The 22,283-nt window shown below is 47.0% G+C and carries 17 protein-coding genes; 10 read left to right on the top strand and 7 right to left on the bottom strand.

The window, feature by feature from the left end; all coding sequences use genetic code 11:
• Positions 1-3 precede the first annotated feature (3 nt).
• The 7 genes from QUA00_RS21780 (at position 4) to QUA00_RS21750 (ending at position 10,375) form a co-directional block, all read left to right on the top strand.
• Entirely contained in the window at positions 4-1,323 is a 1,320-nt protein-coding gene (locus QUA00_RS21780; RefSeq protein WP_333143943.1) for a CmpA/NrtA family ABC transporter substrate-binding protein, read from the top strand.
• Between the two features lie 180 nt (positions 1,324-1,503).
• A complete protein-coding gene (ntrB, locus tag QUA00_RS21775; RefSeq protein ID WP_333289385.1) occupies positions 1,504-2,373 on the top strand; it encodes a nitrate ABC transporter permease in 870 nt (289 codons plus the stop codon).
• Between the two features lie 239 nt (positions 2,374-2,612).
• The gene (locus QUA00_RS21770) at positions 2,613-4,637 is read left to right on the top strand and encodes a nitrate ABC transporter ATP-binding protein (protein WP_333411087.1); all 2,025 of its coding nucleotides are present in this window, start codon (positions 2,613-2,615) and stop codon (positions 4,635-4,637) included.
• Between the two features lie 104 nt (positions 4,638-4,741).
• Positions 4,742-6,400 (top strand): nitrate ABC transporter ATP-binding protein, encoded by a 1,659-nt coding sequence (locus tag QUA00_RS21765; protein WP_333411086.1) that lies wholly within the window; start codon positions 4,742-4,744, stop codon positions 6,398-6,400.
• A gap of 373 nt (positions 6,401-6,773) precedes the next feature.
• A complete protein-coding gene (locus QUA00_RS21760) occupies positions 6,774-8,969 on the top strand; it encodes a nitrate reductase (RefSeq protein WP_333411085.1) in 2,196 nt (731 codons plus the stop codon).
• Positions 8,970-9,237: 268 nt separating this feature from the next.
• Positions 9,238-9,552: an RNA-binding protein gene (locus tag QUA00_RS21755; protein ID WP_333143949.1), complete on the top strand. Its 315-nt coding sequence runs from the start codon at positions 9,238-9,240 to the stop codon at positions 9,550-9,552.
• Between the two features lie 364 nt (positions 9,553-9,916).
• Positions 9,917-10,375 (top strand): phosphate-starvation-inducible PsiE family protein, encoded by a 459-nt coding sequence (locus QUA00_RS21750; RefSeq protein WP_333411084.1) that lies wholly within the window; start codon positions 9,917-9,919, stop codon positions 10,373-10,375.
• A gap of 69 nt (positions 10,376-10,444) precedes the next feature.
• Here QUA00_RS21750 and rimM read toward each other — a convergent pair whose 3' ends face one another.
• The 3 genes from rimM to QUA00_RS21735 form a co-directional block, all read right to left on the bottom strand.
• Complete coding sequence (gene rimM / locus QUA00_RS21745; protein WP_333138669.1) at positions 10,445-11,086, bottom strand: ribosome maturation factor RimM; 642 nt, start codon at positions 11,084-11,086, stop codon at positions 10,445-10,447.
• 145 nt (positions 11,087-11,231) lie between these two features.
• Positions 11,232-11,864, bottom strand: a complete 633-nt coding sequence (locus QUA00_RS21740) for a response regulator (RefSeq protein ID WP_006632834.1) — start codon at positions 11,862-11,864, stop codon at positions 11,232-11,234.
• Between the two features lie 222 nt (positions 11,865-12,086).
• A complete protein-coding gene (locus QUA00_RS21735; protein ID WP_333411083.1) occupies positions 12,087-13,340 on the bottom strand; it encodes a molybdopterin-binding protein in 1,254 nt (417 codons plus the stop codon).
• 117 nt (positions 13,341-13,457) lie between these two features.
• On the opposite strand from QUA00_RS21735, the gene QUA00_RS21730 reads away from it, so the two are divergent.
• The 3 genes from QUA00_RS21730 to cobO all read left to right on the top strand — a co-directional run bounded on the left by QUA00_RS21730 (position 13,458) and on the right by cobO (position 15,508).
• Positions 13,458-14,075, top strand: a complete 618-nt coding sequence (locus QUA00_RS21730) for a hypothetical protein (RefSeq protein ID WP_333143953.1) — start codon at positions 13,458-13,460, stop codon at positions 14,073-14,075.
• Positions 14,076-14,234: 159 nt separating this feature from the next.
• Positions 14,235-14,813: a Uma2 family endonuclease gene (locus QUA00_RS21725; protein WP_333143954.1), complete on the top strand. Its 579-nt coding sequence runs from the start codon at positions 14,235-14,237 to the stop codon at positions 14,811-14,813.
• A gap of 59 nt (positions 14,814-14,872) precedes the next feature.
• Entirely contained in the window at positions 14,873-15,508 is a 636-nt protein-coding gene (gene cobO / locus QUA00_RS21720) for a cob(I)yrinic acid a,c-diamide adenosyltransferase (protein ID WP_333411082.1), read from the top strand.
• Between the two features lie 298 nt (positions 15,509-15,806).
• Here cobO and QUA00_RS21715 read toward each other — a convergent pair whose 3' ends face one another.
• The 4 genes from QUA00_RS21715 to QUA00_RS21700 all read right to left on the bottom strand — a co-directional run bounded on the left by QUA00_RS21715 (position 15,807) and on the right by QUA00_RS21700 (position 22,039).
• Positions 15,807-18,344, bottom strand: coding sequence for a CHASE4 domain-containing protein (locus QUA00_RS21715; protein WP_333143955.1), 2,538 nt, complete (start codon positions 18,342-18,344; stop codon positions 15,807-15,809).
• A 72-nt stretch (positions 18,345-18,416) separates the two neighbouring features.
• Entirely contained in the window at positions 18,417-19,688 is a 1,272-nt protein-coding gene (gene iscB / locus QUA00_RS21710; RefSeq protein ID WP_333411081.1) for an RNA-guided endonuclease IscB, read from the bottom strand.
• 458 nt (positions 19,689-20,146) lie between these two features.
• Positions 20,147-20,644: a hypothetical protein gene (locus tag QUA00_RS21705; RefSeq protein ID WP_333146355.1), complete on the bottom strand. Its 498-nt coding sequence runs from the start codon at positions 20,642-20,644 to the stop codon at positions 20,147-20,149.
• Positions 20,645-21,034: 390 nt separating this feature from the next.
• The gene (locus QUA00_RS21700) at positions 21,035-22,039 is read right to left on the bottom strand and encodes an RNA polymerase sigma factor, RpoD/SigA family (RefSeq protein ID WP_333146357.1); all 1,005 of its coding nucleotides are present in this window, start codon (positions 22,037-22,039) and stop codon (positions 21,035-21,037) included.
• Between the last annotated feature and the right edge of the window lie 244 nt (positions 22,040-22,283).

Here is a 22,283-nt window from a genome sequence, read left to right as displayed (position 1 = left end):
CAAATGAGCAACCTTTCCAGAAGAAAATTCATCATCACCGCTGGAGCAACAGCAGCCGGCACCCTCCTAGCCCACGGTTGCAGTTCCGGCCCCACCACATCTAACGCCACTCCCGGCGGCGCTTCGCCCACCGCCGCTCCAGCAGTCAACATCAACCCTGCCGACGCCCCAGAAGTTACCGCAGCCAAACTCGGATTCATCGCCCTCACCGACGCAGCACCCTTAATCATCGCCCAAGAAAAAGGGTTATTTGCCAAGTACGGCATGAAAGATGTACAAGTTACCAAACAAGCATCTTGGCCAGTTACTCGCGACAACTTAGAACTCGGTTCCGACAAAGGCGGCATTGACGGGGCTCACATTTTATCCCCGATGCCTTACCACATGACATTAGGCACTATTACCAAAGGCAATCAGCCAGTGCCGATGAACCTTGTGGCGCGGTTAAATACTAACGGTCAGGCAATTTCGCTCAGCAAAAAATACCTAGATTTAAAAGTAGGTACAGACAGCGCACCCCTGAAAGCAGCTTTTGGCCAAAACCTTCCTGTTGCTATAACTTTTCCCGGTGGCACCCACGACTTGTGGATGCGCTACTGGCTAGCAGCCGGCGGCATCAATCCAGATACAGATGTTTCCGTGATTCCCATACCGCCGCCCCAAATGGTAGCGAACATGAAATCTGGCAGCATGGAAGCCTTTTGCGTCGGCGAACCTTGGAATGCTCAGCTAGTTACTCAAAAGGTAGGATACACCGCCTTAGTAACCGGAGAACTTTGGAAAGACCACCCAGAAAAAGCTTTAGCTTTAAGAGGAGATTGGGTTGAGAAAAACCCCAAAGCTGCTAAAGCAATAACAATGGCTGTACTGGAAGCCCAGCAGTGGTGCGACAAGGCAGAAAATCAGGATGAGATGTGCCAAATCATCTCTCAAGATAAGTGGTTAAAAGTTCCAGTAGCAGATATTATCAGTCGCTCTAAAGGTCAAATTGACTACGGTACCGGCCGCATTGAAGCTGCCAGCCCAGTGGCGATGAAATTCTGGGCGGATAATGCTTCTTATCCCTACAAGAGTCACGATGCTTGGTTCTTAACTGAAAATATTCGCTGGGGTTATATCCCGGCAACTACCGACATCAAAGCGACTGTTGATAAAGTTAACCGCGAAGATATTTGGAAAGCAGCAGCGACAGCACTTGGCGTTCCCGCAGCCCAAATTCCTACTACCACTTCTCGCGGTGTCGAAACCTTCTTTGACGGCGTGAAGTTTGACCCAGAAAAACCAGAAGAATATCTCAAGGGTCTGGCAATCAAAAAAGCATAATTAGTTTGTTGACTGTTGACTGTTGACTGTTAACAGTTGACTGCTGACAGTTGACAAACCCCTAAAAGTGATGGTGTTGGACAGAGTGAAACGGAGGGTGCGATCGACGGGTCAAAACTGGTGAACTCTGTTCAAAGTATCTACAAATAATCGATTATTCACAATACTGCAAAAAGAAAAATGGCAACAAACCTCGCTGTTACTAAAAGCAAAAATCCAGTAAATTTCGTTCTGGATCATGTTCAAAAAAACCGCCGAAAAATCATCCGCCCGCTGGTAGCAATTACAGTTCTGCTCATAATCTGGCAAATCCTCTGCAACAGTCCAGAGTCCAGCTTGCCGGGGCCAATCAAAGCTGTCCAAGAAAGCTGGAATCTGATTATTAATCCTTTCTTCGACAACGGCGGTACAGACAAAGGCTTGTTCTGGCAAATTTTGGCTAGCTTGCAGCGGGTGGCGATCGGCTTTACTTTGGCAGCAGTTCTCGGCATCAGTTTGGGAATCCTGATCGGCACAAACTCCCTAATGTTCGATGCTTTAGATCCGCTGTTTCAAGTATTCAGAACTATCCCGCCCCTGGCTTGGCTGCCGATCGCCCTGGCTGTATTTCAACAGTTCAATCCCTTTGAAGGCATGGGGGTGAAAGCTAACGAAGTTTCTGCACTTTTCGTAATCTTAATTACAGCAATTTGGCCGATTTTAATTAACACCACAGTAGGCGTTCAACAAATACCCCAAGACTACAGAAACGTCGCCCGCGTATTGCGCCTACCCAACCAAAAATACTTCTGGAAAATCCTGCTCCCCTCTTCAGTTCCTTACATCTTCACTGGCTTGAGAATTGGCATCGGTTTGTCTTGGCTGGCGATCGTAGCTGCGGAAATGTTAGTCGGCGGCGTCGGTATCGGCTTCTTCATCTGGGACGCTTACAACAGTTCTCGACTCAGTGCAGTGATTCTAGCAGTGCTTTATGTAGGAATCGTCGGTTTGATTTTAGACAGAATCGTTGGTTTCATCGCTTCCAAAGTGGTTCCCGAAGAACAGAAATAGGATTTGGGAATGGGGCATCGGGCATCGGGCATCGGGCATGGCGAATGGGGAATGGTTGCCAGCTACAAACTGCTAGAAATTAGTTGTAAATTAATGCCCAATGCCCAATGCCCTGGGCGGGCAAATGCCCAATGCCCAATGCCCAATGCCCAATGCCCAATGCCCAATGCCCAATGCCCAATGCCCAATTTCCCCTTAATAATTAGCATCTAGAAATTACCAACTAACCTAAAAGAGCCATGTCAGTATTTGTTGAAGTAGACCACGTTGATCGCGTATTTAACTTGCCCAACGGAGAGCAATACATTGCTCTTAAAAATATCGAACTGAAAATTAAAAAAGGAGAATTCATCACCTTAATTGGACACTCTGGCTGTGGCAAATCTACACTGCTAAATATCATCGCCGGCCTCGACAAAGCAAGTCAGGGCGGGATTACTTTAGAAGGACGCGAAGTCCGCGATCCAGGCCCGGACAGAATGGTGGTGTTTCAAAATTACTCGCTGCTACCTTGGCTGACGGTGCGCGAAAATATTGCCCTAGCAGTAAATGAAATTTACAGCGGTAACTCTCAAGAAGATCGCGAGTTGGTGATCGAACACCACATTAAATTGGTCGGACTCGGACACGCCGCCGACAAACGCCCAGGCGAAATTTCTGGGGGGATGAAACAAAGAGTTGCGATCGCCCGCGCCCTAGCAATTCGCCCGAAATTGCTACTGCTAGACGAACCCTTCGGCGCCCTCGATGCCTTAACTCGCGGCGGTTTGCAAGACCAGTTGATGAAAATTTGCGAAGAAAGTAAAGTCACCAGCGTGATGGTAACTCACGACGTGGACGAAGCTTTATTACTGAGCGATCGCATTGTGATGCTCACCAACGGCCCGGAAGCGCAAATCGGGCAAATCCTCGAAGTCAACATTCCCCGCCCCCGCAAACGCATGGAAGTTGTCAACCATCCGAGTTACTACGCACTGCGTAACGAAATGGTTTACTTCCTCAACCAGCAAAAGCGGGTCAAACAGCGCAGGGCCAAACAACAACCCGCTGTCATAGCCCGCAACGGCTTGGAAAAAATCAACCTCGACATCGGCTTTATTCCCCTCACCGACTGCGCGCCCTTAGTTGTAGCCAAAGAAAAAGGCTTCTTCAAAGCGCACGGCTTGGAAGAAGTCACTCTCAGCCGCGAACCTAGCTGGAAAGCGATCGCCAAAGGAGTCGCCGAAGGACGGCTGGACGCGGCGCAAATGGTCGCAGGAATGCCGATCGGTATGCTGTTGGGGCTCGACGGTGAAGCCCCTGTACCCGTCTGTAGCGCCCTCACGCTGTCTCGCAACGGCAATTCGATTGTTTTCAGCAAAGACCTTTACAGACAAGGCATTCGGACATTACAGGATTTCAAAGCTGCGCTCGCCAAGAGTCCCGATAAAGTTCACACCTTGGGCATGGTACACTCCGCCTCCATGCACAATCTGCTGTTCCGCTACTGGCTGGCCGCTGGGGGCATTGACCCCGACCTCGACGTGGGCTTGACCGTGATTCCGCCCCCGCAGATGGTATCGAATTTAAAAGCAGGCAACATTGACGGTTACTGTTCAGGCGACCCCTGGAACTCCCACGCAGTCAACAGCGGTACGGGTTTTGTCATGGCCCGTTCCCTCGATATTCTGCCCGGACACATCGAAAAAGTTCTCGGTGTTACCGAAGATTGGGCTCAGAAATATCCTCAAACCCACCTCGCCCTCGTCAAAGCGCTTTTGGAAGCCTGCGAATACTGCGACGACCGCCGCAACCGCGAAGAAGTCCTAGGATTGATTAGCCAAGAACAATACATCGGCGCCGATCCGAAAGACATCCGTCCAGGGTTCATCGATCCGTACAACTCCGGTACGGAGGCAGAACCCGAAATGCTCTACAACTTCAATCAGTTCTATGTTGACAAAGCCAATTTTCCAGACCGCCTAGAAATGGTGTGGGTGATGGCGCAGATGGCTCGCTGGGGACTTATCCCGTTCCCGAAAAACTGGGTGGAAGTGGTCGATCGAGTTTTGCGGCCCGATGTTTTTGGTCAAGCAGTGCGTGAATTGGGTTTGCCGGATATTGCCAGAGATCGCCGGACGATCGAGCTATTTGACGGCACGGTGTTTAATCTCGACGACCCGATCCACTATCTTCAGAATGTCAAAATCAAACGCGGCGTCCGCATTGAAGAGATTTTAATTGAACAAATAGGCAGTCAGTGTTCCATCAAACTGCTAGCATAGCCAGCAAATAGGAAGAGGGAATGAGGAGCAAGAAATCAGGAAACAAGACTCCACATTTCCCCCTTCCTAACTCCATAATTTCAAATTATCAATCGAAAGCTGTCATGTCTAATTCCTCAACCCAAAATCCCAATCCTGAAAATATGCAAACTCTAAAAACCCCCCAAACAACCAAAATTCAAACGCCCAAGCAAGACTTTCTTACTATTAAAGACGTATCGAAAGTCTACGAAACTCCTAAAGGCCCTTACGTGGTTCTAGACGGTGTAAACCTGACTATTAATGAAGGCGAATTTATTTGTTTGATCGGTCACTCGGGCTGCGGCAAATCAACTTTGCTGAATATGATTGCGGGATTCAACGGGCCGACAAACGGAGAAGTAGCCCTGGAAGGTTCGCAGATTACTGAACCAGGCCCCGATCGCATGGTGGTATTTCAAAACTACTCGCTGCTACCGTGGCTGACTGCTACAGAAAATATTCACCTCGGCGTTGAAAATGTTTACCCGGAAAAGTCCGCAGACGAACACAATACCATCGTCAAGGAACACTTGGAATTAGTGGGGCTGACCGAAGCTTGTAACAAAAGACCGGGCCAATTGTCCGGGGGGATGAAACAGCGGGTGGCGATCGCCAGAGCTCTGGCAACTCGTCCCAAACTGTTGATTTTGGACGAACCTTTCGGAGCTCTAGACCCGATTACCCGCGAAGAGTTGCAGGAAGAATTGCTGAAAATTTGGCGGAAGGAAAAAATTACCGTCATTATGATTACTCACGATATTGATGAGGCTTTGTTTTTGGCCGATCGCATCGTGATGATGACCAACGGGCCTGCAGCTTCCATCGGCGAAGATATGCACATTCCGTTCAGCCGTCCCCGCAACCGGGCGCGGATTATGGAAGACCCCAAATACTACGAACTGCGTAACTTTGCTTTGGAGTTCCTGTTTTCTCGCTACGCCCACCACGAAGAAGGTGAAGAAACGGACTCGGAGACAGAAGCCGTCGCGCTACCGATGCCATTACCTGCTAGCAAAAAGCCTGCGGTTGCGGAGAATGCTAACAGGCCGATCGCCCCTGCGCCCTTTGTGCATCACGCAGCCGTTGCCCCTGAAGCTTCGCCGATCAAACGCGGCATCCTGGGGGCCTCGTGGTTCGTAGCAATGGTTACTTTAGCTGCCGTCAATATGTCTGCTATTTCCAGCCAGCTAAAGCAAGCGAAACTAGAAGAAACTGCACCGCAGGCGACGACTGCGGCGGCGGTTGTGAGTTCTCCCCCCAGCCCGCAAATCGCAGCAAGTTCGATCGCACCCAATGCTAGCCCTGCACCCATCGCTGCTGCTAGCCCAGCACCCATTGCTGCTGCTAGCCCAGCACCCATTGCTGCTGCTAGCCCAGCACCCATTGCTGCTGCTAACAGCGCAGGCGCGCCCAATGCAGCCACCAGTGCCACATCAGAGATTTCTGACCAAACCGAACTGGATGCGATCGGAAAGCAGTTGTATGCACAAATCGACCAAACATGGAAAACAACTCCGACATTTACCGAAAGCTTGACTTATCGGGTCAAAGTCAAAGAAAACGGCGATATCCTACAGTTCGATCCCACAAATAAAGCAGCTAAAGATTTCGTCAAAGAAACTCCTCTGCCGGTTTTGCAAACTCCTGCCGGTGCCGCAGCAGGCGCTGAAAAAACTGCTGAGTTCCAAGTAACTTTTAGCCCCACCAACGGTGGCGTATTTGAAGTAAAATCAGGGAAATAGGCGACATAATACTCCCGCACTAAATCTCACCTTGCTATCAACAACTATGCCAAAAGTAGTACCGACGCGCTGTTTGAGCTATGCAAAAATTCCTCCTAGCCCCCATCCTTGGGGGTGACAAGAGTTAGGTGGAATTTCCTCTGTTTGAGGAACCTTTAGTAGCAGCCCGAAGCTGGCTACAAGCCAGAGCAAGGGCGATTTTTAGTAAGATAGCGGGTAATTTTAAATCAGGGTATTGTCGATTTCTGAGAAGCATATATGCGGAAACTAAGTAATTATTCTCACGTTATTTGCAGGAACCCTCAGTTCCGACTATAATAACGAATTACCAATTACGCATTAGCTTTCAAAAATTAGCATCTAAAATCACCAGATGGAAACTATAAAAACTCTTTGCCCATACTGCGGTGTAGGTTGCGGTCTAGAAGTTGTTCCCGACAAAAAACAAAGTTGGAAAGTGCGGGGCGATCGCAATCACCCATCGAGTCAGGGCATGGTTTGTATTAAGGGAGCAACCGTAGCAGAGTCCATTCGGAGCGATCGGCTACTGTATCCAATGATGCGAGATACTCTCGACCAACCGTTCCGCCGCGCTAGCTGGGACGAAGCTCTCGATGCAATTGTTAATCGCATCCAAACAATTCGCAGCACCAGCGGCCCCGATGCTTTGTGCGTTTACGGTTCGGGTCAATTCGCAACAGAAGATTATTATATTGCCCAGAAACTAATGAAAGGTTGTCTGGGTACTAATAATTTTGATGCTAATTCTCGCTTGTGTATGTCTTCAGCAGTCTCTGGATACGTTCAAAGCTTTGGCTCGGACGGGCCGCCTTGCTGTTACGACGATTTAGAATTAACAGATTGCGCTTTTATTATCGGTAGCAATACAGCAGAATGCCATCCGATCGTATTCAATCGATTAGCTAAATACCACAAAAAGCATCCCCATGTCAAGATGATTGTGGTAGATCCAAGGCGGACTCCGACTGCTGAAGCGGCGGATTTGCACTTAGCAATTAAACCGGGTACGGATATAGATTTGCTTAACGGAATTGCATATTTGCTGTTACGCAGGCAAGCAATAGATCCTGAGTTTATTGAAGAATGCACGGCGAATTTTTCAGCTTTTGCTGAGGTTATTAGCAGCTACACGCCGGAGTTTGTAGCCTCGCGCTGCGGCATTACTGTCAGCGAGTTAGAAACGGCGGCCAACTACTGGGAACAGTCGCAGCGCGTTTTGTCTCTGTGGTCGATGGGAATAAACCAGTCGTCGGAAGGCACGGCAAAGGTGCGATCGCTGATTAATTTGCACTTGATGACAGGTAAAATCGGCAAACCGGGAAGCGGCCCGTTTTCCCTCACCGGCCAGCCAAACGCGATGGGAGGGCGGGAAGCCGGAGGACTGTCTCACTTGCTCCCAGGCTACCGTTTTGTGAAAAATGCCGAACACAGAACCCAAGTCGAGGAGTTTTGGGGAATCGCACCGGGAAGCATTTCCCCGAATCCGGGCCGCACAGCTTGGGATATGATCACCGGTTTGGAAAGTGGCGAAGTCGAGTTGCTGTGGATTGCAGCTACTAATCCGGTGGTGAGTATGCCGGATTTGGAACGCACTAAAGCCGCTTTGCTGCGATCGCCCTTTACTATTTATCAAGAAGCTTACTATCCCACGGAAACCTCCGCCTACGCTCACATCCTGCTGCCGGCAACGCAGTGGAGCGAAAAAACCGGAGTAATGACGAATTCCGAACGCCGCGTTACCTTTTGTCCCGGTTTCGACACTCCCTCCGGGGAAGCCCGCGACGACTGGAGCATTTTCGCTGAAGTCGGCCGCCGGTTGGGTTTTGCCGAACACTTTGCTTTCGAGAACAGTGCGGATGTTTTTACAGAGTACGCACAGTTGACGCGGGGGCAGCCTTGCGATATGACCGGCCTCAGCCACGAATACATCCGCCAAGAAGGGCCGCAGCAGTGGCCTTGCCGGGAAAACGAGCCTGTGCATCCAGCGAACGAAGCGAAACGGCTGTATACTGACAGGCGTTTTCACACTCCTGACGCGCGGGCGAGATTTTCGGCCTATCACTCGCGGGGACTGGCAGAACCTCCCGATCCAAATTATCCGTTTGTGTTGACGACAGGGAGACTTTACGGACACTGGCACACGATGACGCGGACGGGTAGAACAGAGAAAATTAATCAATTGCACCCCGATCCGTTTTTGGAAATTCACCCCCGCGATGCTGCCACATTGCAGATTAAGGAGGGGGATTTGCTGGAAGTTCGATCGCGCCGCGGCAAGGCGCAGTTTCCGGCAAAAGTCACAAAGGCGATCGCCCCAGGTACGCTATTTGTACCGATGCACTGGGGTTCTCTGTGGGCCGAAGGCGCTGAAGCCAATGCCATGACTCATGCTGCAAGCTGTCCAGATTCCAAACAGCCTGAGTTAAAAGCTTGTGCGGTGCAGTTGGTGCTGGTTGGGGCAGAAACTGCGGCGGAAGTTGGATCAGAAGTTACCGCAGAAGTTGGGGAATTTAATTGGCCAAAATCCCCCCTCGCCGCCACTTCTTGATCTGCTGTCTAACTATGGGATGTTACACATCACCGCAGAACGATCGGGAAGCCGCGGGCGATCGACATGGGGGGGGTTTTCCTTCGGGAGAATGTCTTCTGGCGAAGGCCTTCTGCGTTCTTTTTAATTAATCGAGTCAGACAATTGCCGTTTGCACCTCAAGGTGCTATAATCGTTTTACAAGGCTTTATTTTCGGCAGTGCAGTTCGTTCGATCGGCGTTCCTCCGGATTTAAATCTCTACACACTCTGATTCTGGAGAATGTTCAATGTCAATCTATGTCGGCAATTTATCCTACGAAGTAACGCAGGAGCACCTCAACCAAACTTTTGGAGAGTACGGAACAGTAAAGCGCGTTCAGTTGCCTGCTGACCGGGAAACAGGTCGGATGCGGGGCTTCGCTTTTGTAGAAATGTCTACTGAAGCCGAAGAAGCCGCAGCCATTGAGGCTCTTGACGGTGCTGAGTGGATGGGTCGCGACCTCAAAGTCAACAAAGCAAAACCCCGTGAAGAACGTGGTTCCAATTCTGGTGGTGGTAACTGGGGCAACAACGATCGCGGTGGCAATTCTCGTCGCTACTAAACCACCCGAGCTAAATTTTTAGCTATCTTCTATATGGCGTCGGGGCAAGCTGGGAGCCAACAATCATTCTCTGTTGAGAAGAGATAGTTAGTTCAGTGGTCGCACCGCGCCTTAAAAGCCTCAAAATATTGCTAGACAATAGTTTGAGGTTTTTTTATGGCAAAAATTTATTAAGCAGGAGTTGATCGCGTGCGATCGATTCCTCGCTGACAGGAAAAAGTATAAAATATAACAGGCAGAGAGAGTCGCCTTCCCCAGTGCCCGGTTGCCGTTGTGAAACTACACACTCGCAGAGTTTTACGCTTGCAAAGTGTACCGAACAATGACAAAATCATTAATTAAGAATTAAGACTAAATCACTGGTATGCTGAAAAAAATATTTAGGCAAATTTCCAAGTCAAGCAGTGATGAAAATTTTCTGCATTTTACAGAAAGTGTAGAAGTAGTAATATCTAAAATTTTATCACTGGCGATGATTTGGGTAATTCTCCTCAGCGTTTGCGATTTGCTGATTTTTTTAGCAAAAGAATTGGTAAACCACACTGATAATTTGTTAAAAGACACGTTGTTTGTGATATTTGGGTTATTTTTAAATGTTTTAATTGCTCTGGAAATCTTGGAAAATATTACAGCTTATCTGAAAAAGCACGTAATTCAAGTAGAGCTAGTTATTGTAACTTCTTTGATAGCAGTATCTCGAAAAATCATCATTCTTGACCTGGAAAAGAAAACCGCAGCCGACTTGATTGGTTTGGCGACGGCAATTTTCGCGCTTTCCATCAGTTACTTGATAGTGCGGTCTACAAATAGAGGAAAGGATTAATATTGGGAATTGGGGATGGCGAATTGTTAATAACTAATATCATATCCGGTCGCTCGACCGGACATGATATTATTCCAACAAACCAGGAGGAGGCACAATTTCAATTCGGCCTTGTTCTAAGTCAACAATTGGCACAATCTCTTCCACAAAAGGAATCAATATTTTTGTGGATTTAGGCTCTTTAACGCGAATTTTCCGTGGTTTGCGGGTATTTCTGGGGTCAGCGTTTGCTTGGGGAGTTTCAGGCTGTTTTGGCTTTTCTAATTCTGCGGCGACAGTTTCCGGCGCAGTTAGATTCGTTTCTACTTCTAAAAGGTCGTTACCTGCGGGAATAATATCACTTACCTTGCCTAAGATTTCCCCGGTTAACTGGTTAAAAACTTCCATACCGATCAAATCTTGGACGTAAAACTCATCAGATTCGAGGTAAGGTCGATCGGTCTTTTCAACAAACAACTTACAGCCCCGCAGCGCCTCAGCACTATCGCGGTCTTCCACACCCTCTACCTCTACAGCATACAGCCCTTTGCCGGGAATGTAGCGACCGCCCAAAAACTCGATCGGTTCCGGTTCACTTTTGTTAGGGCGCAAAATCCACCGCTTCCCCGGTTCGATAAACCTTTCCGGGAAATCCGAATCGGGATAGACTCGCACTTCCCCGTCCAAACCTTGAGCTGCTACAATTTTACCGATTTCTATCCACTCAGACATAAACTTTTTGGGAATTAGGAATTGGGAATTGGGAATTGGGCATGGGGCATGGGGCATGGGGCATGGGGCATGGGGCATGGGGCATTGGTAGCAAACAACAAATAACTACTGACTACTGACTAATGACTACTGACTACTGACTTCTTTACACCAATCCCGTTCTCAGCGCTACAACTGCGGCTTGCACGCGGTCATCCACTGCCAACTTATTCATAATACCGCGAACGTGAGTTTTAATAGTATTTGGACTCAAGTAAAGCGCCGCTGCTATCTCTGGATTGCTGTTACCTTCCACCATTAATTTTAACACCTCCAATTCCCGCTGCGACAACTGGCCAAAAGTAGTTGTAGAGGCAGGTATCGGCGGTTTCAGGTGTTCGATGACAGTCCGGGCAATTTGAGGGTCAAGATATGTAGCGCCCTCTGCTGCGGCTGCAATCGCTGCTAACAGCCTGTCTACGGAAGCACCTTTAATGCAATAAGCATCAGCCCCGCTAGAAAGGGCAGCAATAATTTCAGTTTCTGCCGTGTGAGAAGTTAACATTACTACTCGAACTTCTGGCAGTTGCGCTTTAATTTGCTGCGTCGCTGCTATGCCGTCCAGCCGTGGCAAACCGATATCCATTACAATAATATCAGGTTTGAGTTTCAGTGCGGCTGCTACGCCTAAATAGCCGTCTTCTGCTTGTCCTACTATTTCTATTTCTGGGGAATCGGCTAAAACTTGCTCTAATCCCAGTTGCATCATCGGATCGTCTTCAACAATTAAAATTCTCATAATACGAAGGAAGTTCGGCAACGGATTGTGTAACGGATGTAACGGATGTAACGGATGTAACGGATGTCAGTCCGATGGAAGTTCGGCAACGGATTGTGTAACGGATGTAACGGATGTAACGGATGTCAGTCCGATGGAAGTCCGAAGAAGGAAGATTACTTAGTTGTTAATATTTTACATGAACTTATACCGAACCAATAACACATAACCAATAACAACTAACTAATGACTAACTTTTAAAACTTCCACGAATTCGCCCGGTACAATCCAGGTGTCCCCTGGTGGCAAAAGTGCTAAACCACTCGTATTGGCGAGGTTAATTAAATTCGCTGAATTTTGGCTGCCGCTAGCAGGTTCAAATTCCCAGACTCCGGCAACTAAATGTAGTTTACCCCAAACATAAGTTTCGCGCCGACCTGGCGATCGCAATTCAGCATTACACCTAGCTTTGAGAAACTCCGGCCCCCAAGCATCCGGGCCAAGCCCAGACATCTTTCTCAAAGCAGGTACAACAAACCGCCAACAGCAGACTAAAGCCGAAACCGGATTTCCCGGCAAACCAAAATAGAGACAATCCGAATTTTTTTCACCTCCTTTAAACCCAGCAACCGTTAAAGGTTTCCCCGGCTTAATAGCCACAGAACTAATGTGAACTTTTCCTCCCAAATCTGCCAAAATTTTCTCGACATAATCGTAGTCTCCTACCGAGACGCCGCCCGTAGAAAGCACCACATCCGCCGTCGCCACAGCCCCGGCTATCGCCTTCTTTAACGCCTCTTCATTATCAGGAACTATGCCCAATCGAATCGGTTCAAATCCCATTTGTGCCAACAAAACTGTCAAAGCATACTGATTCGAGTCTACCAGTTTCCCCGGTGCCAAAGGTTCGTCAGGCGATACCAATTCGTCACCAGTAGAAAAAATTGCCACCCGCAGCCGCCGATAAACGGGAACTTGAATGCACTGGGCAGTTGCTAACACCGCCATTTCTGGGGCGTTGATAACTGTACCGGGAGTTAGCAAAGTTGTTCCTGCTTGATAAAAAGCGCCTTTGTGTCTGACAAATGCTTGCGGTTTTTCAGGAGAAACTAAGATAAAAATACGATCGCCCTCACGCCTTGTTTCTTCCTGCATTACCACCGTATCAGCACCCGCTGGCATTATAGCACCTGTAAAAATTCGCGCCGCTTGCCCCGATTGCACCGTACTTTGAGGTCGATATCCCGCTGGAATTTCCTCAACTACTTCGAGTACCGCTGGTTTTTCGGTGCTACAGTTTTCCACATCCGCAAACCGCACCGCGTACCCATCCATTGCTGAATTATCCCAATAAGGAAAATCCAGGGAACCAGTGACGGGTGCAGCCAAAATGCGCCCCGATGCTGCCAGTAAGTCTACAGTTTCTACATCCCGCTGACTGTCGAGGGGTTGCGCCAAATTTAGAACGATCGATTCTGCTTCTTTCACTGACAGCATGACTGTCTCCTTGTTTTGATAACACTCATGATTAAGTTTAGCAAAATATCCAGAGATATTGGTGATATAATTTTTTTGGCTTTTGGCAGTAAACCTAATTTTGGGGATTAATTGCTTATGACTATTTCTCGCTTTGTTGTTCGCCTCAATTGTTTCTCCTTATTATTGGTGGCGATACTGATATTTTTCACTCAACTTTCCGGGTTAAAAGTCAGCGATTTATTCTTGCCGCCTTATTCTTATCCCCATCCCAATGTCGCTTTGTTAACTCGGACTTTCCAAATTTTATGTTCTGTACCCGTCATTGTTTGTACTTTCACCTATAAATTAGCTCGAAGTATTCAACCGCGCACTTCAGAAAATCGATTTATTCTGTTTTCGGCTTTATTAACAGGTGGATTTTTACTAAATGAAATTTACAGAATTCATATATATATGGTAGCCGGGGGAATTCCTAAGCTCGGAGTAAGTCTTTTATACGCCGTGGTTTTGTCATCCTACGGATGGTTTTTTCGGCGAGAACTACAGTTAACTCCCTACCAAATATTGTTAGCGGGTGTAGGCTTGTTGTTTTTTGCGATCGGCGTTGATTCCCTGCATATAAAAAACAAGATATTCTCCAGTTTACTAGAGGGAATACCTAAATTGCTTAGCGAAATCAACATTGCATTTTATTATTGGTATGTCTGTAAGTGTTTCCTCCAAAAAGCATTTGATAAAACTATTAATAGCTAGTTATAAGGATGTGATATAATGAGCCAAAGTGCATAAAAAGATATCCATTAAATCCTCTTAACCATTAATAATATTTACAGCATCTGCATCGCTCGGCATTGAGCCGCCTTCATATACATAATCTGGCTTAAAAGTCCCAACGCATCCTGATAAAATACCATGATAGCAGTTACCATCAACTTCAACTCGATCGCCAAAATAACCGACGACCAATTTTATCAACTGTGTCGCGAAAACCCCGATGTCAAATTTGAACGCAACGCCAAAGGAGAAATAATCGTCATGCCACCCACAGGAGGAGAAACCGGAAATTACAATTTTGAAATAGCTACTGATTTTGGAATTTGGAACAGACAAACTCAACTGGGAATTTGTTTCGATTCTTCAACTTGCTTCAAACTGCCCAGCGGTGCAAACCGTTCTCCCGATGTCTCTTGGATTGAAAAATCAAGATGGGATGCACTCACTCCCGAACAAAAACAAAAATTTCCTCCCATTGCCCCGGATTTTGTCTTAGAGTTAATGTCGCCAACGGACAGTTTAAAAGATACTCAAGACAAAATGCAAGAATACATGAATAACCAAGTAAAATTAGGCTGGTTAATCAACCGCAAAACCCGGAGAGTCGAAATCTATCGCCAAGGACAAGAAATAGAAGTTTTGGAATGTCCAACAGAACTATCGGGAGAAGATGTTTTGCCCGGTTTCGTGCTAAACTTGAAAACACTGTGGCAATAACTAGACATCCTGCATCTGTCAGCGTTTATTTGCGTTCATCTGCGGTTAAAAAAAATCTCATGGAAACCAATACAGAAACTACTGCACCCACTGGCTTAACAGCCGAACAACACAAACAGAAAATGCAGCGACGCCAAGAAGTGCAATCACAGCGAATCGCTAACTCCTCCAAAGAAAAAGGTTTAATTATAGTCAATACGGGTAACGGTAAAGGCAAAACCACGGCTGCCTTGGGAATGGTTGTGCGATCGCTCGGTCACGGATACCGCGTCGCCATAGTACAATTTATCAAAGGAGCTTGGGAACCCGCAGAAAAAGCCGTTTTTCAACTCTGGGAAAAACAGCTAGAATTTCACGCAATGGGAGAAGGCTTTACCTGGGACACGCAAGACCGCGATCGAGATATCGAAACAGCTCAAAAAGCCTGGGAAAAATCCCTAACTTTTATCTGCAATCCCGAATTTAAATTAGTTCTTCTAGATGAAGTCAATATAGCATTAAAACTAGGTTATTTGCAAGTCGAGCAAGTGCTTTCCGGGTTAGACCACAAACCCGAAGAAACCCACATTATTTTAACCGGCAGAGGCGCCCCGCCAGCACTAATCGAACGGGCAGACTTGGTGACAGAAATGACTTTAGTTAAGCATCCATTCCGAGAACAAGGGATTAAAGCTCAAGCAGGTATTGAGTATTAAAGTTGTTGGTCTTCAAAAGTTTAGTCCTAATTAGCTAAAAGCTGATTGGGAGTTGACTGAAGCCTGACTACAAACCGTATTTATGTTGTTTCTAGTCAGGACTTTTTACCCAATCTAACATCTAACATCTAACATCTATAGCAATCCTAAATCATTCTCATAATTATTGTAGGGGCAATCCGACCCCTACTCCCCGTGGTTGCCCGATAGATAGGGGGTAGGCACGGGGAGTAGGGGTAGCACTACCCCTACAAATTTATCTGAATCATTTAGGATTGCTATAACATCTAAAATCGAGCTATGCTGGCAACATCAGAGTAAAAGTTGACCCCTTGCCAAACTCGCTACTCACAGTAATTTCTCCCCCCAGCATATGAGAGTATTTCTGCGCTATTGACAAACCCAAACCCGTACCTCCGTACTTGCGGGTAGTCGAAGCATCAGCTTGCGTAAAAGGTTGAAATAACTTTTGTAGCTGTTCAGGAGTAATCCCAATCCCCGTATCAGTACACTTAATAATTAACTGTTCCGAATTCCAACGATTCTCGTCATTTTTAATTCTTTCAACGCTGAGTGTAATTGTCCCTTTATGAGTAAACTTAGCTGCATTACTGAGCAAATTAAACAAAATTTGAGTAAACTTAATTTGATCGGAATACAATTCGCCAATATTATTAGGACATTCCACATTCAGGCGATTAGTGTTCCGCAAAAATAGCGGTTCAACAGTTCGGACTACATCTTGAACTGCCTCCGACACGTCAAAAGTTTCTAATTCAAGTTCCGCGTGACCGGCTTCAATCTTCGACAGGTCCAGAATATCATTAATTAAGGAAAGTAAAAGCTGGCCTGAATTGTGAATTCTCTCCAAATCCAACACAAAATTTTCCTCGCCCAAATCTAAAGCCTCTTCTTGCAGAATCTCGCTGTAACCGATAATCGCATTCAGAGGAGTTCGCAGTTCGTGGCTCATGTTAGCCAAAAACTGGCTTTTAGCCAAATTAGCTGCTTCTGCAGCTTCCTTTGCCTTGTAGAGTTCTGCCTCGGCTTGCAAGCGGTCGGTTACGTCGTGAGCCAGCACTAATTCAGCATTTCTACTATCAAATACCAGAGCATAAGAAGTAATTTCTACATCAATAATTGTTCCGTCTTTTTTCTGGTGCTGCCACACACCTGCAAACTCAATACCGGCATCTACTGGAGAGATATTTTCTATCAATCTCGGCATCTCTTGGGGGGGACGAATGTCCGCAACGGTCATCTTGAGAAATTCGTCGCGAGTGTAGCCGTAATGTTCGACGGCTGCCTGATTGACGGCTATAAATTCCAGAGTTTCTAAATCGTAAACCCACATCGGATGGGGGTTATTTTTAAACAAAAGTCTGTACCGTTCTTCCGAGGCTCGCAGTTCGGCTTCGGCTTGTTTGCGCTCGGTAATGTCGCGGACAACCGTGCAAATAATCTCGCGGCCGCCGTAGGAAATCACGCTCCCGCTCACTTCTACATCCACGCAGGAACCGTCTCGGCGGCGGTAGAGAACTTCGCCAATTCTGAATTGTTTGTCCGTCAGCAGCAACTCGATATTGTTGTCAATTAGGTCTTTAGAGTAAGCGATGATATCGTAAATAGTCAGTTGCGAAATCACATCAAGACTGTAATCGAGCAAGTCTCTAAACGCTGTATTGGCTTCCAAAAGACGTTTGGTTTGAGCGTCCCACAGGAAAATGCAATCTGTAGCTTGCTCGACTACGGCTCTGTAGCGGGCTTTTTCCTCAAGTTGTTCGCTGTCGGCTTGGGCGATCGCACTCAACATTCCGTTGATAGTATGGGCAAGGTCGGACAACTCGTCTTCACCCGTCACCGGTAGTCGCACCGAGAGGTCTTGGCTGCTACTGACGCGCTTCACTGCTTTCGCCAAACTGCTCAACCGAGACAGTACAAGACGCTCTAGCAGTAGTAGAGTGCAGCCGACTAACCCAACTCCTACTAACGCTACAGACCCCAGCAGGTACAGCAAACTAATCTGACCTTGCCGGTATATTTCTCTGGGGATATCCACCCGCAATAGCAGCGCAGGTTGGTTGTAAATATCCCTGATCAAAGCGTAACCCGCGATCGACTCTTCGCTTAAAGGACGCACCAAAATCGGTTTTTTTTCCGACAGTTTCTCCCGCACTTGCTGAAAGTCTGCAGGCAACCTAGCCTCATTCACGCTGTGTACGATTAGCGGCAAGCGAGTAATTTTAGAAACCTTTGCAATGCCCGTAGCATCCAAATTGCGCCCGAATATCAGCGTACCTCGGATCGGGCCAGTGCTTTTAGTCGTGAGAATAGGCCGGGAAGTAATCAGTATTGGCCCTGACGGTAGCAGCATGATACCAGCGAGGCTGCTTTTGGCGTTGGGGTGGTGCAACAGCGGGTCGCTGAGAGAAATGCGCCGTTTTAATGCTTCTGGAACAGGCGTTAGTTTCAGCTTTTCGCTGTCTAAACCCGTACCGTAAACTATTTTGCCCGAAGTATTGACAAATACGGCTATATTAACTCTTATATTAGCGAGCCCTTCTGGAATTAAATTGGAGTCAATGAATTCTGAGTTGCGGTTTTGGATAAAATTGTAGGTGTCGTCCCAGGACGACCAATCGGCAAAGCGCGAGTTAAAGTCATCTGCGGTTTGCCCGAACACATTGAGCACTCCCTTGACAACCTGTGTGGCTTCTTGTTCCTCTGCTTTGATCAGGCTGCCCAAGAGGATGCTTGAGGAGGCGACATACAGAATGCTAGTCAGTCCAGCGATGGTAATGCCAATGATCGATAGTGTTTTTCGACGCAGTTTCATCTTTATTCCCCCTTGGAGACTCCCACTGTACCTGTAGTCAGGTCAGTGGCGAGAGGAAAAGGGGGGCAAGGTTTAGGCCGCATATGAATAACCATCCTTTCTATGAACAAGTGAACAATATTTCTGACTAATTCCTGACACCAATTCCGAGGCGGAAATATTGAATGAACCACTGGTTCTTACGGCAACACGTCCAACGTATATACCAACCTTTTTACCAGAAGTTACAACCGCCTTGACGATATCTCCCGTTTGAAAACCTTTAACAAACTTAAACCTGGGAACATAGCGGGACGGGAAACCCAATTTGTCGGTACGACACATTTGGCGTGTCCCATGTCCAGTCGCTTTAATTAACAAGGGCTTGTTTATTAAAACTTTCAACGATTCAATTCTGCCGACACAAGCTGCATCTAGCCAGTGAGTTTTAGCTAAATTTAAGCGAGTGCGATTGAACTTTGTTAAACCGCCACTGCCAGTAGAAACTGGTAAGCCAGTCATACAGAGTCGGTTAAATAACGCCCAACGAGTAGAATTAACCGCTGTTGCATCTTTCAAAGGACGTTTTGCTTGAGACAGAATCCGTTTCAAAACCTCTGGTTTTTTCGAGAGAAACTGCTCAATATTCTGAGTTCCTTTCTTGATATTGCATTTTTCGCAAGCAAGGCAAAGATTAGAAATACGATCAGATCCGCCCTTGGCTTTGGGATGAATGTGCTCTACTTGTAGAGGTGTATCAACAACTCCACAATACGCGCACTTTCTCTCCCATTTATGGAGTAAATATTCGCGGATCTCGTAGCCACATAAAACACCTTGCTGATACTCCACTCCGCTAATTTCCGGGTTTTCTATTTGCTGGAGGTCGAACCGGACAAGTTCTTGAACAACAGAAGAAATTGGCGCAACTTTTATCAATCTAGTTACCCATGTTAGGGTTGTTTCGACACGATGTTGTAAGCTTGGAGTCAGCCACTCTTTCGGGCGAGTTCTATTTAAAAATCTAGCTTTTCGGTAGCGGGTATGGCGATTTCTTCTGCCTCTACGCAATGAACGGCGCGACTCCAGACTGGCTTTGATAGCTTGCCCCCTGTGGGTTAGTTCTGCGCCAAAGATTACGTTTTCTCCTTGGACTAATGCGATTCCCGTGGTTTTGGAGCCAGGATCTAATTTAAGAGTGATTGGTTTTTGGGGTACTGTTACCTCTACTTTGAGAATTATCGTGAATGGATACCTCCTGAAAACAGCAGCTTTGCCAGTGGTTAGCAATTTGCGAGCCAATCCTGGGCGGATTGGATTGAGCGGTCGTTTTTGAGTATCACGTACAAAAACAAAATTAGACATTAAATGTCCTCCATTTCTGGGTAATGTTTGCTTCGTCAATGTTTAAGGTCGGTAACTATTTCAAAAGCACTGGCTTAACCCTTACACCTGTTTAACTTTTGAATTCTAGAGCAGAAAACTAGCACGCATTTTCTGGTAGGTACTTGAACGCTTACCTTAAACGTAGTGGGCGAACCACTTAGACTGGTCAACTCGGCTTTTTCAAGCCCACACCGTATCGGTACTCCGTAGCTTGCGGGTCGCGTAGCGACATCGGTGTCGGGTGATTGACGTGTGTGGTGTCCGTCCGAAATTCTCAACTCAGGAGCAATTTTACTACTGTTTCCTGAACCCTGACCGAAAGCAATTTGGTCCGGGGGCGCCCGATGTATCAGTGGGGTTGCTTTCTTCAATTCTAAAATCTAAAATCTAAAATCTAAAATCTAAAATCTATTGACTGGTGGCGCAGCGCGTGTTTCCTACTTTTCCCACACTTGCTCTTTGTGAGATTCCGTGCAAAGACCCAAGATGCGATGATCGTTGTCGCTGATGATGGAAATTGGGTAATACTGTTGCAGGTTTACGGAGTAGGGAGAGCGACTGCCGTCGTAAGTGTCCACTACTGTTAAATTTAACTGAGTTCGATCGCCCGTGCCGTAAAAACAGTAAAAAGCAGACCGAGGCAGGTAAAAAGCGCCGACTACCTTACTCTGCCGCATTTCAAATACAAAATATTCCTGTTTAATTTCCTCTGGCTTGCTCGACTGACCGTAGAGGTAAATGCCATCGGCTAAACCTGTGCTAGCTGTATCTGGCGGAGGATTTGGCGGGGATTGCGAGCTTAAAACGCCGGATTTGATGTCCGAGTCGTGTGCCCGCCGTGCGGGGAATGCGATGCTGAAGTTACCGGGCGAGAGAGCAAGCACGATCGCGATCGCTTCTAAACTTCCTGTCAATATCAAATAAGTCAAAACCACTCCAGACCCCAAAATTTAAAATAGCTGGTTCCAAGCGCCTCTTGTACCATTTTCACAAAGATCGTAGAGAAACCGGGTATTTGGCTTAATGTTGGCTATAAACTTGAAGGAACGATCGCCCGCCCGATGGCTGAACTTAAATCTAAGATTAGTTTTGACCAATTTTGCGTCCGCCCCGATCGGGCGATCGACCCGTCAAATAATACCATTTTAGATTTTAAATTTTAGATTAAAGAATTGAATAATTTGGCGTGACCTATTCCATAAGGGTTTAGAGCACGGGCCTACATTTCCCTTCTTTTTTTTTACTGGTATAAAACTATCCTTCCCAGCCGCGCCCACACGAAAAAAAAGTTGAGATTTTGGGAAAAATCTCAACTTTTTTAGTGACTAACTAGCCAAGTATTCTCGGACTTGAGATTGGCGGCGACGCAGGTGGGCGAGGGCTTGATGTTCTAGCTGCCGCACCCGTTCCCGGCTGAGATTTAACCGTTCTCCGACTTTCGCCAGAGACATTTCGGTGCCGTCTTCCAAACCGAAGCGCAGAATTATTACATCTCGCTGCTGGGGGGTAAGTTCTGATATCAAAGTATCGAGGTCTTGCCGCAGCAATTCCGAGGTAATGTAGTTTTCTGGAGATGCCGTTTCGTCTTCTAAGAGTTCTTGCAGTTCGGTATCTTGGTTGTCTCCTACCCGCAAGTCCAAAGAAACTGGATGTCTTGCCATCAGCAGGTATTCCCGAATCTGGGAAGGGTGCAGTTCGAGGGCGGTGGCAATTTCGCCAGGGGAGGGAGACCTGCCCAACTGCTGCGTGAGTTCCCGCTGCACTTTTTTGATTTTGTTGAGTTTTTCGGTGATGTGAATTGGCAATCGAATTGTGCGGGCGTGTTGGGCGATCGCGCGGGTAATTGCTTGCCGAATCCACCAGTAGGCATAGGTAGAAAATTTGTATCCCCGCATCGGGTCAAATTTTTCGACTCCTCGTTCTAAACCAAGAGTACCTTCTTGAATTAAATCCAAGAATTCCATATTGCGTTTCTGGTATTTTTTGGCGATCGCCACTACTAGCCGCAAATTCGCTTCAATCATCTTTTGCTTAGCCCGCCGCCCTATGTGTAAGATGCGGCTAAGTTCAGGTTCGGTCAACTCCATTTCGGCAGCCCACTCTTGATCTGTCAGATCCCGCTGCCATTCTTTAGCAAGTGCTTGTTTTGCTTCGATTAATTTCATCATTTGCTGCACTTGCTTCCCGAAAACAATTTCTTCTTCTCGGGTTAGCAGGGGTACGCGACCGATCTCGTGCAGATAGGCACGAACCGTATCCGTTGAGGAGTATGGCCGGCTGCCCATGCGATCGGCTTTCACTGTTTTGTTTTTGGGGGTTGTGGTGGACATGGGTGAGTATTGCACTCCTTGTAACAACAGATAAAAAGTTGGTGATACCCTGTCCCACTTTTGCAAGTGGGATAAAGACTGCGACAAAGGGGATGTTTCCCCTCTTGTTTATCGGTGACGATCGGTAGAAGCTTTTTGTTTGGGATTACTTTTGTGCTTGATTTCCAGTAATCGCCGTCGATTTTCGGTAGTTCGCTAGCTTTAACGGCTAGTTCAAGGCGAAGTGGAGCAAGAGTTTAGTTTT

The sequence above is a fragment of the Microcoleus sp. T2B6 genome (assembly GCF_036700475.1).
Classification (GTDB): Bacteria; Cyanobacteriota; Cyanobacteriia; order Cyanobacteriales; family Microcoleaceae; genus Microcoleus.
This window is presented reverse-complemented; position numbering and strand designations above follow the sequence as displayed.